Genomic DNA, 14,962 nt, shown 5'->3' on the forward strand with positions numbered 1-14,962 from the left:
GTTAAGCCACAAGATCACCCCGACCTAGGGCAAGATGGAGCGGCGCTCCGTCACGCGGTCGCTCTGCTGCTGGCGATCCGGGCTGACGGCCCAAGCCTCGAAGATCAGCTCGGGGACGCCAGGAGGGATCGTCAGGCGGGTGAGGGCTTGCCACTGCCCTTGGTCGTCGCGGGAGAAGTCCAGCAACCAACGGGGCCCATCCACCAAAGAGCGGGTGCGGCCATGCTTCACCCAAAACTTGATCCAAAAAGGAGCTTGATGGGGCGATCCGGCAGGGTCGGCCATGGGGGGCAAGCGCAACACCACATCGAAGTTGTCTCCGGCTCGGAGTTGCTCCGGCACCACCAGTTGAGGAGTGGGACAAAGCGAGTTTGAGGACTCCGTTCCGCTTACGCGACCAGAGCCCTCCGGGATCCCAGCCCGTGCCTGCGTTGGCAGGACGGACTCTAGGCAGGGTGGCTCAGCTTGGGCAGGTGAGGGAGGCAACTCTGCCGTCTCCGCTGGGGACTCCGTCCAAGGGTCGCGAACAGACAGAGGTTGAGCAGATTGCAGGGGATCGTCCTCGGGAGAGGGGGTCTCGCGCTCCCGTCGCAGGGTGGAGTCTTCTTCTGGGGCGCTGTGCTGCCAGATGCGCAACAACTTTTGCAGGGTGCGTTCCGGAGACAGCAAGGTTGGCGTCGGGGCGGGACTGCTGCTTGCAGCTTGGGGGGAGGCTTCCCGCAACTGTGGGATCCCCGAAGAGGAGGCAGGCAGCTCTCCACCTTGGCTTCGGCAGCGGATGGAAAAAGGAATGGTCAAGGGTTGCCGGTTGGGATCCCCCCACGAGGAAGGGGTGAGGCGCAGTTCTCCCTGCAAAGGCTGGAGCCAAGCGTGGCTCGGCAGAGTGATGGGGATGCTGAACACCGCCGTCCGAGCTTCTGCCGGAAATTGGATCAGCCGTTGCCCTTGGAAAATTGGGTTCTCTCCCCCTTCTTGCCAAACCCGTACCCGTAGCTCGCCGCTGCAGCCGATCCGCCCCGTCAACACCAGCACCTCATCGGGGGATCCCTCCAATTCGCTGTGCATCAGGGAAAACAGCTCTGGTGGGACGGCAGCCGCTTTGGTCTGGGCAGAGGGTTCGGGCCCCGTTGGCTGGGCCGCCAAAGGTGCTGCGGGTTCCGGCTGAGCCGAGACGGGCACAACCTGGAAACGCAGGCAGTTGTTCAGCTCTGTCTCACCGAACAGCTCGGCGATCAAATCGGCATCGCGACAGTGCAATTCCCAAAAGCCAGGGGTGAGGTGGGTGGCCGGCAAAATGATGCCGATCCCTTCCTCGTTGGTGCGCACTGAACGGGTTTGGATTTGCGCAGGAGTGGCAGCAGTGGATCCTGGATTCTGTCGGACTTCCACCGTAATGGTGAAGTGGGGCTGGGGGGAACGGGCAACGATGGTGTAGGTGTCCTCTTCTAGAACGGCCCCCTCGGCTGGTACCGGCTGCCACTCTTCTTGGCCGTTGCGCCGCACCCAAAAACTCAACATCGCTCATCACCTCTGGGACGCCAAATACTTCACCAGGTCAGCTTGCAAGAGGGTTTGCTGCTGCCCCGTGGGCAAGTGCTTGAGCTGCACTTCTCCGGCCCCAGCTTCTGCATCTCCCAGCACAACAGCCCAAGTGGCGCCGCCGCGGCTGGCCCGTTTGAACTGCTTGCTGAAGGCGCTGCCGCTGAGATCCAGCTCGGTGCAAAAACCGGCCTGGCGCAGGGCTTGGGCAATTTGAAGGGATTGAGCCTCGGCTTTGGCTCCGCGGGAGATCACGTAGATGTCCAGCGGCCTTACCACCCCCTCTGGCTGCTTCTTTTGCAACAGCAACACCAGCCGCTCCAGGCCAATGGCCCAGCCCACTGCCGGGGTGGGAGGGCCGCCCAGCTCTTCCACCAGGCCGTCGTAGCGACCGCCCCCGCAGACGGTGCTCTGGGATCCCAGCTCCGGCGAGATGATCTCAAAGGCGGTGTGGGTGTAGTAGTCCAAGCCGCGCACCAGGTAGGGATCCAGCTCAAAGGGGATGTCTAGGGCTTGGAGATGGGCCTGCACTTGCTCAAAGAAGGCCCGCGAGTCGGCGCTGAGGTAATCCGGCAGCTTGGGGGCCCTCTCGGCAATGGCACGGGTGCGGGGATCCTTGCTATCCAGGATGCGCAGCGGGTTGCGGCCAAGGCGCTCCTGCGAGTCGGGATCCAGCTCCTCCTTCAGGGGGGTGAGGTAGTCCACCAAGGCTTGGCGGTAGGCCCGCCGATCCTGCAGATCCCCAAGGGAGTTGAGCTGCAAGGTGAGGTTCTCCGCCCCCACCGCCCGCAGCAGATCCCAGGCCAAGGCGATGACCTCAGCATCGGCGCGGGGATCGCGGCTGCCCAGCAGCTCCACCCCCAACTGGTGGAACTGACGCTGCCGCCCTGCCTGGGGACGCTCGTAGCGAAACATGGGCCCACAGTACCAGAGGCGCTGCACATCGCCCGCCACCTGCAACCCGTGTTGGATGTAGGCCCGCACCACGCCGGCGGTGTTTTCGGGGCGCAGGCTCACCTCCTGCTCGCCGCGGGTGCTAAAGGAAAACATCTCCTTGCCCACCACGTCGGTGGCGCTGCCAATGCTACGGGCAAAGAGTTCCGTCAGCTCCAGAATCGGGGTGCGGATCTCCTGGTAGTTGGCCCGCCCCAAGATCTCGCGGGCGCTGGCCTCCACGCGCTGCCACAGCCTCACCTCCGGCGGCAGGATATCGCGGGTGCCCCGCACCGCCTGGATCATCTCCATGCCTGCTCTCCCTTTTTGGAGCCGCGCCAATGGCGATTGTTGTTATCCATCCATCAATTATCGACGACAGCGCTCCGCACTGCTAACAAGACAGGCTAAGCTCGCCCAGAGCGAGGATGCCGTTCGAGGAGCGGAAGCAGATCCCAGCCCAGGTAGGGGGTAGCAATTTGGCTGGCGGCAACAACAGCGGCGGTGGTGGCCCGCAAAATGGTGGGGCCGAGAGAGACCGGTACTCCCCCATGTTCCTCGGCCTGCCGACGTTCGGCAACTGTCCAGCCCCCCTCTGGGCCGATGGCCATAGCCAGGACGAGCTCCTTCTGCGGCATCCCCAGCTTCGGCAGGGCTTGCACCAGCAGGGGGACGTTCTCTCGAGCGACGGCTATACCCCACCAGTCGGCCCTGAGCTCGGCCAGCCAACTTGTCCAAGGGGTCGGGGGATCAACCTGGGGCCAGCGCAGCCGCTCACATTGTTCGGCGGCCTCCTGCACAATTTTCTGCCAGCGTTCCCGCCGGCCAGATCCCGGCTCCACCACGGTGCGCTCCGTCAGCAGAGGAGTAATGCGTGCTGCCCCCAGCTCGGTGACCTGGCGAAACACCTCATCAAACCCCGGCCCCTTGACCACCGCCAAGCCCAGATGCAGGTAAACGGGCAACTCCCGCGGCAGCGTCTCCACCTCGCCCGCAATTTGGGATCCCTGCGGCTGCCAATGGGCCAGCCACAGCTTGCCGGAGCCATCCAACACCAAGAACGGATCCCCCGGCTTGAGGCGGCGCACCCGCTGTAGGTAGTGCCGCTGCGGGCCGGTCAAATGCAGCCCACCAGCGGGATCCCGCTGCGCCGGGTCGATGGCCAGGCGGGGCAGGGAACTCAGGTCGTGCGTGCGTTCAGACAGCACCACTCCCCCCGTCGCCAGAGGGCTGCCACCACCCATTCATTGGCCTCCAACATCTCCGCCACCAACTTGGCCTGCTCGATGAGGATACCGCTGAGGATCAGCCATCCCCCCTTTTTCACCACCAGGCCAAACTCCGGGATCATATCCAAGATCACCTCCGTCAAGATGTTGCACACCAGCCCGTCCACCACCTCGGGAATATGCTCCAGGCTGCCTTGAGCCACCACAATGCGATCCGTCAGGCCGTTGAGATCCCGGTTCTGGAGCGTGGCCTGCACCGCCAGCGGGTCGATGTCCACCGCAAACACCCGCTTTGCCCCCAAAAGAGCCGCCGCCACCGACAAAATGCCCGAGCCACAGCCTACATCGGCCACCGTCACCGCCAGGGGATCCCCGCTCTCCAGGCGCATCTCCAAAGACTCCAGACAGAGCTGGGTGGTGGGGTGCGTGCCCGTGCCAAAGGCCATGCCCGGATCCAGCCGCAGCAAGAGACGACCGGGGTGGGGGGGTGGATCCAGCCAGGCCGGACAGATGAGCAGCTTGTCCCCGACCGGTTCGGGCTGCCAGTGCTGCTTCCAACTGTTGCTCCAATCCTCTGCCTCTATGCGTTCCCAGCGCAGTTTGGGAAGGGGCTGGCCGGCAACAAGGGCGTCTTGCCGCAGGCGCAGCGCCAGAGCCGCCAAATCCAGAAGCGTGGCGCGGAACCAGGGCAAATAGGCATGAATACTGATTCGATCTTCGCCGTAGGCCTGGCTGGCCATGCCCTGACAGCCAAAGCTCTCCAGCCGCCAAAAGATCTGATCCTCCTGGGCAGGGGCAGCAATGATGTTGAGATCCCACCAGGCCCCAGCCGGATCCGGCCCTTGGGCAGGCGAGAGCGGGCTGAGGTTGGCAACGGTCGTGCTCACTAGGGATCCCTTCAACAAACCTAAGGAAAACCGAAATGTTGGCTAACAGAATAGTGATCCAAGTCGCCAGCAGGCTAGCACTTAATACAGCACTCTACATCAGAAATTGGAGCCCTCCCCTCAATTCATCGTTTAGGCTTTAAGAGCCTGCCCCATTGTTCCTGGTTAATCTGGGATTTGAAGGCGCACGCTGTTGGCTCAGCAGCGACGCAGGGATCAACTCCCCCCAATTGGGGGATGGCCCTCAGCGGTTCCTTGGATGTCCAGCTCAGCCTTATGAGATAGATTAAATCCAAAAGTATTGAACAAGAATTGGGTACAGCGTTGACGTTCACTTCGAGCCCCAGTGATTTTACGGATAGATGGGGTTGGGTTAGGGCGTGTTGAGCAACGATGGAGAAGGAGCAATGCAGGTGGCAAGGCCGATGTCAACCGAGCAGTCAGCGCAGCAGCCGAAGGTGGCTCCTCTTGCCAGAGGGGAAAGGGCTGCCCATGAGGATCCCCAGCCGCTCAAAGTCAGCACTCACAAGGACTCCGTCCCGCTGACGCGAACGGCTCTCATGCAGCGCTTCAACCAGAGCTTTCCGCCTTTTTATAGCCAGTTTGTCAGCAGCGAGGTGCAGGCCCAAAATCTGCGCTTGGCCTATGCCCTCTACCAAACCCGCAAGGCCGTGGTACAGATGCAGGACGAGCGCGGCAAGACGGTGGTTTGTCTGGCCTATCGCAACCGACCTTCTCTGCTCAGCGACCTGTTTGGGGTGCTCACCGCTTTCAATCTTGCGGTGCATGGCATTCACCTTTACGGGCAGATCTACTCACCGCACTTGGTGTTTATCCGCGTCACCGTCTCCCGCGATGGCCACAGCCTTTCTGCCCAAACCAAGCTCAACCTAGAACGGGCTATTCACGAGTGCTTGGCAGGGGTGTTTCCCGTTCATGAAACTTTGGCGCTGGAGTTTGATCTCAAGGCCGGCTTGAAAGACACCCAGGTTTCTTTTTATTTTGACCCAGTGTTTCATCTGCCCACGCTGTTGGTGGATGTGGACAACCAGCCGGGCGTGTTTTACCGGGTGATGACCGCTCTAGCGCAGGAGGATTTGACTGTGGTTAACCTCAATCTGATGCTCCGCCGCAAACGGGCGCGCTTCATTTTCTACTTGCTGGGGCCGGATGCAACTCCAACCATGCCAGAGTTCCTAGGGCAAAAATTGGCGTTGAGCATCCGGCAGCGGCTGCAAGGGGATCCCGTCTAGAAAGGACTCCGTTCGAGTAGCGCGAACGGCACTAGATGGGCATAGGACTGGGGGGCAAGTCAAAAAGGACGGTGCTCATGTAGCGCTCGGCCCAGGCGGGGCCAAAAGCTTTTTCTAGAACGCGGCGGGTGCGGTCGTTTTGCTGTTGCTGGCTGCAGTAGCGCTGCTGCCCTTGGTAGTGGGCCAGGATCTGTGCGGGATCCGTCTGCGGGGGGAGCTGTTGCGCCAGCCGGCAGTGGATTTCCAGATAACGGCAGGCGAAATCCAAAAAGCGGTCGGCTTCCGCCTCATCGCCGGGCCGGATAAACAGACAGTAAGGGGAAAAAATCGTCCCCCACGGCGGCAACTGGCGCCGGTTTTGGAAAGGGGCGAGATGAGCTCCCAAAGCTTCCAGCTCTTGGACATAGGGATCCGGCAAAGTGGGGGTGACCGGCGAGAGATCGACGATGGCGGCGCTCACCTGGCCGCGGCCGGCCACAATATCACAGCCAAACAGCGGCAGCGGGTACTGCGGCTGCGGAAACATGACGCAGTGGAGAATATCCAGGCTTTGCCCGGCCTGGGCCAGCTCCAGGTGCAGCTTGCGAAAGGGATCCCCTTGGTAGCAGCGGTTTTCGATCTGCAATTTCTCCCCCTCTAGGCGGCCCTCCACATAGCCCAGATCCTCCGGCAGGGCATAGGGAGCCAAGGTGAGGTGGGATCCCCAGATCTCTAGGATCGCCTCGCAGAGACGCCGGATAAGGGGGTGCAGTTGGGTTTGCAGAGCAGGGGCGGTGAACATGGGAGCCAAGAAGACCGGTTAAGCGACAAGTCCTCGGAAGCCCCGCCGGGCCAATCCCCAAAGGTGCCTTCCTGAAACCCAGGTTTCAGTAAGCTGAGGTGGGACTTAACAAAGCAAGGGATCCCAGCCAGTCCAGGGCTGCCGGGGGCTTTGGCGGAGGTTGAGAGGGCCGGGTGCTGACCCTACCAGGCGTTGGCAGCGTTGAGCGCCATTGGATTGCTCGAAGACGGAAGGGGTGGGATTCGAACCCACGGTGACCTTGCAGTCACAACGCTTTTCGAGAGCGTCACAATCAACCACTCTGTCACCCTTCCAGTCTGCATAGGGCTTTACCATCTTAGCGGCAAACCGGATATCCTGCTCAAATCCCCCGCAGGATGCAGTTGATGGGAAAGTGCTCCGCACCGGCGGAGCCCAGATGAGATCATGAGGATATGGTTGCTCTATCCATTCACCACTTTCGCCAGGCCAAACAGGCGGGCCAACCCTTGGTGGCCCTTACGGCTGCCGACTACGCCACGGCTCGGATTTTGGATCAGGCCGGCATCGACTTGATCTTGGTGGGCGACAGCCTGGCCATGACCAACTTGGGGTATACCAGCACTCTGCCCCTGACCCTGGAACAGATGATCCACCACGCCCAGGCGGTGCGTCGCGGGGTGGAACGGGCCTTTTTGGTGGCCGACTTGCCCTTTTTGACCTATCAAGTCCACAAAGAACAAGCTCTCCTCTCGGCAGGGCGGCTGATGAAGGAGGCAGGGGTAAACGGGGTCAAGCTGGAGGGGGGCTACCCCGACATGGTGGAAACGGTGGCCTTTCTCGTACAGCGAGGGATCCCAGTTTTGGGCCATATCGGCCTCACCCCGCAGGCCAAACATCAACTGGGGGGCTATCGCCAGCAGGGCAAAACCACTCCAGAGGCCGAGCGCCTGCGGCAGGAAGCCCTCAGCCTGGAGCAAGCCGGAGCCTTTGCCCTGGTTCTGGAACACATGCCGGCGGAATTGGCTGCCCAAATCTCGGCCCAGGTGGGGATCCCGACCCTGGGTATTGGGGCCGGGCCAGCCTGCGACGGCCAGATTCTGGTCACCCACGACCTGCTGGGGCTGAGCGAGCGGATCCCACCTTTTGCCAAGGCTTATGCCAACTTGAGGCAGGCGATCCAAGAAGCAGTGGAAGCGTTCGCCGAGGATGTCCACAACAAAGCGTTTCCCCCCCCCTGAAGAGATCCCCTGCAAACTTGGGGCGGCCGCTGGCAGCCTCTGTCAGGGATCCCTCACCAGCACCGTCCCGCTCACCACAGCACTTTGCCCCAACCGGTCGAAGACCCGCAAACTGAGCAGGTAGGAGCCGGGCGTCAAGCTCAGGGGGGGGCGAATGCGGAAGCGGGTTGTACAGGACACCTCTCCAGACACACAATTGACTTGGGCTGCCGATAGCGTCTGAACCTCGATCCCCGACCAGGACACCTGAAACGCCAGCTCCGCCGGGATCCGACCCGGCACCGACACGGAAACCCCCAGCTCCAAAAAACCGCCCCGGCTGACTACAGACGGAATGTCGCTGCTGGTAATTAGAGGTGGCAGAGGAGTGTTGGCGGTGATCGCGTCGGCACCGCAACTAGCCAGGGTTGTCCCCAGCAAACCCAGCAGCAGTAGCCAAGGTTTGGATCCCAGCTTCATCACAAGGTTCAGCCCGAAAACTCATCTCCCCAGTATAGAAGCGGCGGCAACAGGCTTAGCGTCAGTTTTGGAAAAAGCTAAAAATTTACGCCACATATAGTGCCAAGCTGGATTTTCGCCCAGGCCATCTGCTACAGTAAGGCCCATAACCTGTCGAGCAGTGGTCATGGAAGGGGAAGAGGAGCTAAAGGCTTTGCGGGCGCGGGTGCGCAGCCTGGAGCGATCCCTGGCAGAATCGGAGGCGCTGTCGTTGCAGCAGATTGAGTGTACCCATCGCTTGGAACGTCAACTGCTGGAAGCGCAGGCCCAGATTCAAGAGCGGGATCAAGCTTTGCAGGCGTGTCAAGAAGAGCGAGAGCGGCTGGCACAACGTCCTACCCTAGAGGCTTTTCAACTGCAGCAACAGCACATCGAAGAACTGCAGAATCTCCTGTGGGAAATGGAGCGCCGTCCAACGCTGGAGCACTACCACATTCTGCAGCAGCAGTTGCAAACCAGCCAGACGGAAATCGAAACCCTCAAGACAGAATTGCAGCGGCGCGTCGATCCGGCCCGCTTTTACCAACTGCAGCAGGAGCTCCTGGAGCTGAAACAGCAGGCCGGCCAATTGGCGGAATACGCCGTCAAGTTGCCGCAGGTGCAGCTTTTACAAGCCCAATTGCAGCTCCGTGTACAAGAGCTGGAAGAGGAAAAGGCGCAGTTGCAGGCGCAAATCCAGGAGCTGGCCGGTCGGCCTTCTGCCCAGGAATTGGAAACCCTGCGGACGGAGCTGGAAGCTGCCCACCGCCAGGCCGAAGCGGAGTGGCAACGTCTGCAAACCCATCTGGAGGGCGAAAAAGCCCACCTCGAGGCCGAGCTGGCCACGGCCCGGCAGCAGATTTGCCAGTTGGAGGAACGCCCTACCCCGGAGCAGTGGGCGCGCCTGCAAGCGGAGCTGGAGCACCTGCGCCAACAAGCCTCTTTTGCCAAAGCGGAGCGGGCCACTCTCCTGGAAGAGTTACAGCAGAGCCAGCAGCGGCAGGCGGAGCAGGCCCAGCAAATTGCCAGGCTGGAAGCAGAACTCCAGGCCTTGCGCCAAGAGCCACCCTCGGCAGCAGCCCCGGTGGATCCCAGCGGCGAGGTAGAGCCTCTGCAGGCCCAGCGGATCCTAACCCTAGAAGAGCAGGTGCGGGCTCTCACCCGTGAGCTCGACGCCCTGCGGGCCGAGCGGGATCAGCTTATGCAAGAGCTGGACCAGCGACCCACCCGAGAAACCCTGGAGGAACTCCGGCGAGGGCGGGAACTGGCCGAGGCCCACCATCTGGTCAGCCAAAAACAGATCGAGAAGTTGCAGCAGCAGGTGATGGCTTTGAAAACCGAGTGTGTGCAGGCCCACGCCTACGTGCAAACTCAGGAAAAAGAGGTGGCCCTATTGCTGCAGCGTAACCAGGAGCTGGAGGAGCAACTGGCCGCCCTGCGGCAGTCGGCTCCCTCTCAACCTGCGGCTGTCGAGGCCAGGTCTGGCCGTCCGGTTGGTGCTGCGCACCGCTGGCCCGACCAGGAACGGGCGCCTGAGCAGCCTGCTCCCTCCCCAACCACCGTCCGCCCCACAACTGGGAGAACGCCCGCCGGCGGGATCCCGACTCTGACCCTCGAGGAACGGCAGGATCGGGCGGAAAAGCTCCTAAGACGCTCCGCCTTGGCCTCTGCACGGGCCGGGGGAGAAGGGGGTAGTCGCAGCCGCATCGAGTTGCCGGCTTTTGTGCAGCGGCGGCTCTACTAAGCGCTCCATTCTCGGGGATGCAGCGGCTCTCCCGCCTGAAAACGGGGCCAGGCCCAGCGCAGCAGGGATCCCAGTTGGGCATGGAATCGCTGCGGGGCAAATTGCAGGGCGTGGGCGCGAATCTGTTGCGGATCCCATTCCCGACGATCTGCCTGGCGCAGCCCTTCCACCAACGCTTCCACGCTAGCCTCGGGAACGAGGATCCCAGTTTGGCCGTGGACGACGGTCTCGCGGGTGCCGCCTCGGTCGAGAGCGACCACGGGGCGGCCACAGGCTTGTGCCTCCACCGGCACCAGGCCAAAATCTTCCTCCCACGGGAACAGCAGCACCCGGCAGTGGGCCAGCAGCTCCTGCAGACGGTCTTGGGGCTGGTGGGGTAAAAACTCGACTCGTGGCCCTGCCAGTTGCTGAAGTCGCGGCAGCTCCGGCCCTTCCCCCACGATCAGCAGGCGGCGGCCCAGCCGTTCACAGGCCGCAATGGCCAGATCCACCCGTTTGTAGGGCACCAACCGCCCCGCCACCAGGTCGTAGTCGGCTCTGGGATCCGCCACCGGCTCGAACCCCTGCAGCGGCACCGGCGGATAGATAACGACCGCCTCGCGGCGGTAGAGCTTGGCGATGCGGCGGCGGATGTGCTGCGAGTTGGCGATCAACAGATCTGGCCGTTGGGCCGCCACAAAATCCCACTGGCGCAAGCGGTGCAAAAGCCATTGGCTGATCGCATAAGTAGGACGTAGGGCCCGCATCCCCGCCCGTTCCAGGTAGAGTTCCCGGTTTTCCCAGAGATAGCGGGTGGGGCTGTGGATGTAGCTCAGGTGCAGCGTTGAGGCCCCTGTCAGGATCCCTTTGGCAAAGGCATGGCTGCTGGAGATCACACAGTCATAGGCGGAGAAATCGAAGCTCTCGTAGGCCAAGGGCATCCAGGGCAGCAGATACTTGAGGCGACCATGGTAGTTGCGGCGCAGCACCCCCAGCCACCTGGCCCAGCCCTGCAGAAAAGAAGTGTGAATCGACAGCTTCTGCCAAGTCGGCGGCAAAGTGTGAGCCGAAAAAAGGCTGACGTACAGAGGTGCCTGCGGAGCAAAGGTCAGCAGCTCCTGCAAAACCTTTTCCGATCCTCCTGGCCAGATCAGGTACTCGTGCACCAGCGCCAGGCGCTCAGGCCAGGCAGGATCCCGGCTTGGGAGAGTGGGGACGACGGCCACGGGAAGGGATAGGCACGGTCAGGACTTGACAAGACGGCGTTTTTGGCCAATCGGGCCGCTCACCTGCTTGGCTTTTTCGTCGATCCGCTCGTTGATATAGTTGTAAATTTCGCGGAAGCGAGGCAGGGCCCGCATCTCCAAGCGGCTGCCATCCTTGAGGGTGAGCACCATATCTCCCCAGACGCCCAAGCCCCGTGGCACGATGACCACCTTGGCGATCTCGCTGTAGATCACGTCAGAGCGCTCCTTGCCGCCCCAGCCGCCGATCACCGTGATGCGGCGACTGGTAATCCGGTAGTGTACCCAGAGCTTGCGCACCAGTGCTCCCACAAACAAAGGCAGGCCGACCAGCGTGGCCCCGATGAAGGAGTTCAACACCAAATCGCCACTGTGAGGGCCACCCTCAAAAAAAACCTCTTCTTTTATAGCCATGTCCAGCTCACTTGCTGCCCCGCGTCAACCCGAACGATCCTAAAAACAATCGTGACATTCTCCCGTCACCGACTGCAAGCGGTACGGCGCCGGCTTTCCCACATCCCTGTTGGGCTTTTCCGGCCATTGCCAACGATGGAGTTTCCCTTAGCTGTCCCGGGGCACTTCCCAACCCGCCCAATCCCACCATTCGAGCCGCCGCCCGCCGGGTTGGCGAGCAGGGGAAGCAAGTAAACTACCCGCACTCTAGGCGTCAGCATGAGTGCGGGCTTTGGGTAGCCCCGCAGTTGGTAAACCAACGGCCCCTCACCCCTAGCCCCTCTCCCAGAGGGACACCCTCACCCCCAGCCTCTCTCCCAGAGGGAGAGGGGAGCTGCGCGTTCGCGACAGCGTTGCGCGGCAGTAACGACGTAGAGAAAGGTTTCATTGCTATTTGAATGACTATGTAGTCTGGCTCAACCCCTTTGTTGGCCTAGCGTGCCAGGGGGAATGCCAGAGTCCAGGTATCTCGACGTTCACCGTTTGGGCAGAGCGCGGGACTTGGAGCTCCCCGCTGAACTCCTCGAAGGTTAAACAACAGGCGGAAAGCTCAGAAAGGGCAGGCGGGTGAGGATCCCTGGCACAGGGCCTACTTCCACTGGCAAGCCTTCGGCAGGCTCGAACTTGGTGCGCACATATCCCAATCCCAGGGATCCCGCTGCAGCGGGGCCGGCACTGGTCAGCAGCCCAATCTTTTCCCCCTGCCGCAAAATCGCTGTGCCGGGCAGGACTTCTCCTTGGACGCGGATCCCCCACAGAGTTTGGCGGATGCGTTTGTAGGTCACTTGCTTGGCCAAGACTTCCTGGCCGATGTAGCACCCTTTGGAGAGGGAAATGGCGTGCCACAGACCAGCTTCCAAGGGGTTGTAGTCGGGGGTGAGTTCTCGGTCGGCGGCGGGGCGACCGGCCTCCAGGCGCAGGACTTCCCAAAGTTCAGGTGGGGCCAGCTCCGCTCCGGCTTGGAGCAGGCGCTCGGCAAGGGCAGCTTTGTGTTCGCTAGCCCCCCAGAGGGTAAATCCCGGCTGGGCAAGGCCCGTGCCACAAGCCAGATGGACAGGGATCCCTTGGATCTCCACGCGGCGGTGCTCATAAGGTCTGGTTGGGATCCCTTCTGGGCCCACCACCTGCTCCAAGAGGGCCTGGCTCTGCGGGCCGATTAACCCAAAGCCAAAGGTCTGGTCGGTCTCATCTTCCAACTTTGCCCCCCGCACAAAGGGCAACAGACGCCCCAAATTCTGCATCAGCAGGCTGCGCCGCTGGGGTGAAGTCCAGATCCAGCAGTCTGCTTCTTCCACGTACACCGTTGCCAAATCCAGAATGCCGGCGGTGGAGGTCACGAAAACCGTATCCGCCCCTTGGCCGGGCTTAAGGGCTTTCAGATCTTGCGTGCTCTGGCTGTGCAAATAATCCAAGCCCGGGGATCCTTGCAGGCGCAGGCGGCCCCAGTCAGAGCGATCCAACAGCAGGGATCCCGTCCGTGTGACAGACATCGCTCACCCCAAAGATAGGATTTGGCTTTCTTTCCTACCCTAGAATAGGCTAGTTCACCCTATCGTCTGTGGCAGACCCCCGGTGTACTGATTGTGATCGAAGTTGAGGTTCACCAACAGTTGCGGCAGCTTTTGCGGCAGTCTCCCGAAGCTGTGTGGCCCCATCAGTTGACGATGGCCCGCATGGTGGCGCGGGGGCTGCGGTTGGGTCGCAGCACCTTGATTCAGGTGCCTGCTGGGGGCCAGCACCGCCTCAGTTATCTGCTGCCGGCTCTGATGTGGCCGGATGCCACGTTGCTCTGCGCTCCGGCGCCCGTGCAGGCGCAAATCTTGGGGGAAGAGATCCCCTGGCTACAACAGACCCTGCAGTTGCACAAGCCCGTCCTGCAAAAAGACCGCTGGCCGGAGCCCGATTTTCGGGGGCTGCTGTTGGTGGATCCCCTGGATTGGCTGCAGGCTCGCCTGAGAAAAGATACCTCGGAAGTGCCAACGGGGATCCCTCTGATCCTCGATGGAGCCGAAGACTTGGAAGATTGGGCCTACCAAGCGCTGACGGTGACCCTGGAAGCCAGCCACTGGCAGCAGCTCCGGCAGATCTTCCCCGCCGAAGCTGAGCAGCTTTCTCAGGCGCAGGTCAATTTGGCTCTGCGGCTTTTGCGGCGACCGCTTTGCCGCTGCCTGCTGCATGCGGATGAACAGGTTCACCTGGATGCTGCGCTGTCTTTGCTGGTGGGCTACCCCGGCTGGTTGCCGGATCCTTGGGATCAGATCCGCCGGCGGCTCAGGGATCCTGTTTCCAGTTGGATCTGGTGGGCGGAAACCGACCGAGAAACCGGTCGCCTCACCCTTCACCACAGCCCGACAGCTCTGCACGATCGGCTGGCACCCATTTGGGCCACACAGCCGGTGGTCATTATTGGGGAAGCGCTGGATCTGGATCGTCAGGCAGCAACCTATCGGCAACGGTTGGGCTTGCCGGATCTGACGCCGTTGCGATTTGCCTCAGGCGAAAGTTGGTCACGTTCCGGCGAGGCGGAGCTTTGCCTCTACTTGCCGCGCCTGCCTTTGCCCAACAACCCTCTATTTCGAGATCACCTGCTGCAAGAGCTGAAAAAGCTGATCCCTCAGACGCAAGGCTTTGTGGCGGTGTTGGTATCGGATCGGCCCCTGCAGGCACAGGTGGGTGCGGCTTTGGCCGCCGAATTCGGCTCGCGGGTGCGGGTGAACAGCCTATCTCCGGGAGAAAGAGGGATCTTGGTCTGCGACTGGCTCCACTGGCTGCACCACAAGGCCAGCCTGCCCTGCCCGGAGCTGCTGGCCATCGTCACCTTGCCTTTTCCCTCTGTGGAAGATCCCAGGGTGGCCGGACGGGTGCACCATCTGCAACGCACTCAGCAGGACTGGTTCCGTCAGTACCTTTTGCCGGTGGCCGCTGCCCAGTTGCAACGGGCCGTCGCGCCCCTGCGGCAAAACCTGCATGCGGGCCAAGACTCCAGCTCGCCGACCCGATGGGTGGCCATTTTGGATAGCCGCATCATTACCCGTAGCTACGGCGTCTCGCTGCTCAATGCCTTGGGGCCAACTTTGCGGGTCGAACAGCGCAGCCAATTGTTTGTTTAGGGATCCCTGGGCTTGTGGGCTCTTTGCCCTCACCCCCAGCCCCTCTCCCGGAGGGATGACCCAAGCGCTCCGCGCCGCTAGCGCGAACACCCCCGGCCCCTCTCCCAGAGGGA

The 14,962-nt window shown here is 61.9% G+C and carries 13 protein-coding genes and 1 tRNA gene; 4 read left to right on the forward strand and 10 right to left on the reverse strand.

Annotation, left to right across the window (positions count from 1 at the left end; genetic code table 11):
* Window positions 1-24: 24 nt before the first annotated feature.
* The 4 genes from NW844_RS03740 to prmA form a co-directional block, all read right to left on the reverse strand.
* On the reverse strand, window positions 25-1,518 hold the full coding sequence (locus NW844_RS03740; RefSeq protein WP_414333603.1) for a hypothetical protein: 1,494 nt from the start codon (window positions 1,516-1,518) through the stop codon (window positions 25-27).
* Between the two features lie 6 nt (window positions 1,519-1,524).
* On the reverse strand, window positions 1,525-2,784 hold the full coding sequence (gene hisS / locus NW844_RS03745) for a histidine--tRNA ligase (protein WP_414333605.1): 1,260 nt from the start codon (window positions 2,782-2,784) through the stop codon (window positions 1,525-1,527).
* A gap of 95 nt (window positions 2,785-2,879) precedes the next feature.
* Window positions 2,880-3,680 carry a 16S rRNA (uracil(1498)-N(3))-methyltransferase gene (locus NW844_RS03750; protein ID WP_414333607.1) on the reverse strand — a complete coding sequence of 267 codons (801 nt, stop codon included), beginning with the start codon at window positions 3,678-3,680 and terminating at the stop codon, window positions 2,880-2,882.
* Entirely contained in the window at window positions 3,653-4,588 is a 936-nt protein-coding gene (gene prmA / locus NW844_RS03755) for a 50S ribosomal protein L11 methyltransferase (protein WP_414333609.1), read from the reverse strand. Before prmA ends, NW844_RS03750 begins: the two co-directional genes overlap by 28 nt.
* A gap of 458 nt (window positions 4,589-5,046) precedes the next feature.
* Between prmA and NW844_RS03760 the strand changes: the two genes are divergently transcribed.
* The gene (locus NW844_RS03760) at window positions 5,047-5,841 is read left to right on the forward strand and encodes a hypothetical protein (protein WP_414333611.1); all 795 of its coding nucleotides are present in this window, start codon (window positions 5,047-5,049) and stop codon (window positions 5,839-5,841) included.
* Between the two features lie 31 nt (window positions 5,842-5,872).
* Here NW844_RS03760 and NW844_RS03765 read toward each other — a convergent pair whose 3' ends face one another.
* Window positions 5,873-6,622, reverse strand: coding sequence for a phycocyanobilin:ferredoxin oxidoreductase (locus NW844_RS03765; protein ID WP_414333613.1), 750 nt, complete (start codon window positions 6,620-6,622; stop codon window positions 5,873-5,875).
* A gap of 227 nt (window positions 6,623-6,849) precedes the next feature.
* A tRNA-Ser gene (locus NW844_RS03770) sits at window positions 6,850-6,936 on the reverse strand.
* Window positions 6,937-7,056: 120 nt separating this feature from the next.
* Here NW844_RS03770 and panB point away from each other — a divergent pair.
* Entirely contained in the window at window positions 7,057-7,842 is a 786-nt protein-coding gene (gene panB, locus NW844_RS03775; RefSeq protein ID WP_414333614.1) for a 3-methyl-2-oxobutanoate hydroxymethyltransferase, read from the forward strand.
* A 42-nt stretch (window positions 7,843-7,884) separates the two neighbouring features.
* On the opposite strand, the gene NW844_RS03780 is transcribed toward panB, so the two are convergent.
* A complete protein-coding gene (locus NW844_RS03780; RefSeq protein ID WP_414333616.1) occupies window positions 7,885-8,301 on the reverse strand; it encodes a hypothetical protein in 417 nt (138 codons plus the stop codon).
* A gap of 166 nt (window positions 8,302-8,467) precedes the next feature.
* Here NW844_RS03780 and NW844_RS03785 point away from each other — a divergent pair, with 166 nt between their 5' ends.
* Entirely contained in the window at window positions 8,468-10,063 is a 1,596-nt protein-coding gene (locus NW844_RS03785) for a hypothetical protein (RefSeq protein ID WP_414333618.1), read from the forward strand.
* On the opposite strand, the gene NW844_RS03790 is transcribed toward NW844_RS03785, so the two are convergent.
* From NW844_RS03790 to NW844_RS03800, 3 genes are all read right to left on the reverse strand, one after another.
* A complete protein-coding gene (locus NW844_RS03790; RefSeq protein ID WP_414333620.1) occupies window positions 10,060-11,268 on the reverse strand; it encodes a glycosyltransferase in 1,209 nt (402 codons plus the stop codon). The genes NW844_RS03785 and NW844_RS03790 overlap by 4 nt on opposite strands.
* Window positions 11,269-11,286: 18 nt before the next feature.
* Complete coding sequence (locus NW844_RS03795) at window positions 11,287-11,700, reverse strand: PH domain-containing protein (protein WP_414333622.1); 414 nt, start codon at window positions 11,698-11,700, stop codon at window positions 11,287-11,289.
* A gap of 569 nt (window positions 11,701-12,269) precedes the next feature.
* The gene (locus tag NW844_RS03800; protein WP_414333624.1) at window positions 12,270-13,229 is read right to left on the reverse strand and encodes a YgfZ/GcvT domain-containing protein; all 960 of its coding nucleotides are present in this window, start codon (window positions 13,227-13,229) and stop codon (window positions 12,270-12,272) included.
* 93 nt (window positions 13,230-13,322) lie between these two features.
* Between NW844_RS03800 and NW844_RS03805 the strand changes: the two genes are divergently transcribed.
* The gene (locus NW844_RS03805; RefSeq protein WP_414333626.1) at window positions 13,323-14,849 is read left to right on the forward strand and encodes a hypothetical protein; all 1,527 of its coding nucleotides are present in this window, start codon (window positions 13,323-13,325) and stop codon (window positions 14,847-14,849) included.
* The last annotated feature ends 113 nt before the right edge of the window (window positions 14,850-14,962 follow it).

Origin of the sequence: Synechococcus sp. H55.2, assembly GCF_047462495.1 — a bacterium.
Classification (GTDB): domain Bacteria; phylum Cyanobacteriota; class Cyanobacteriia; order Thermostichales; family Thermostichaceae; genus Thermostichus.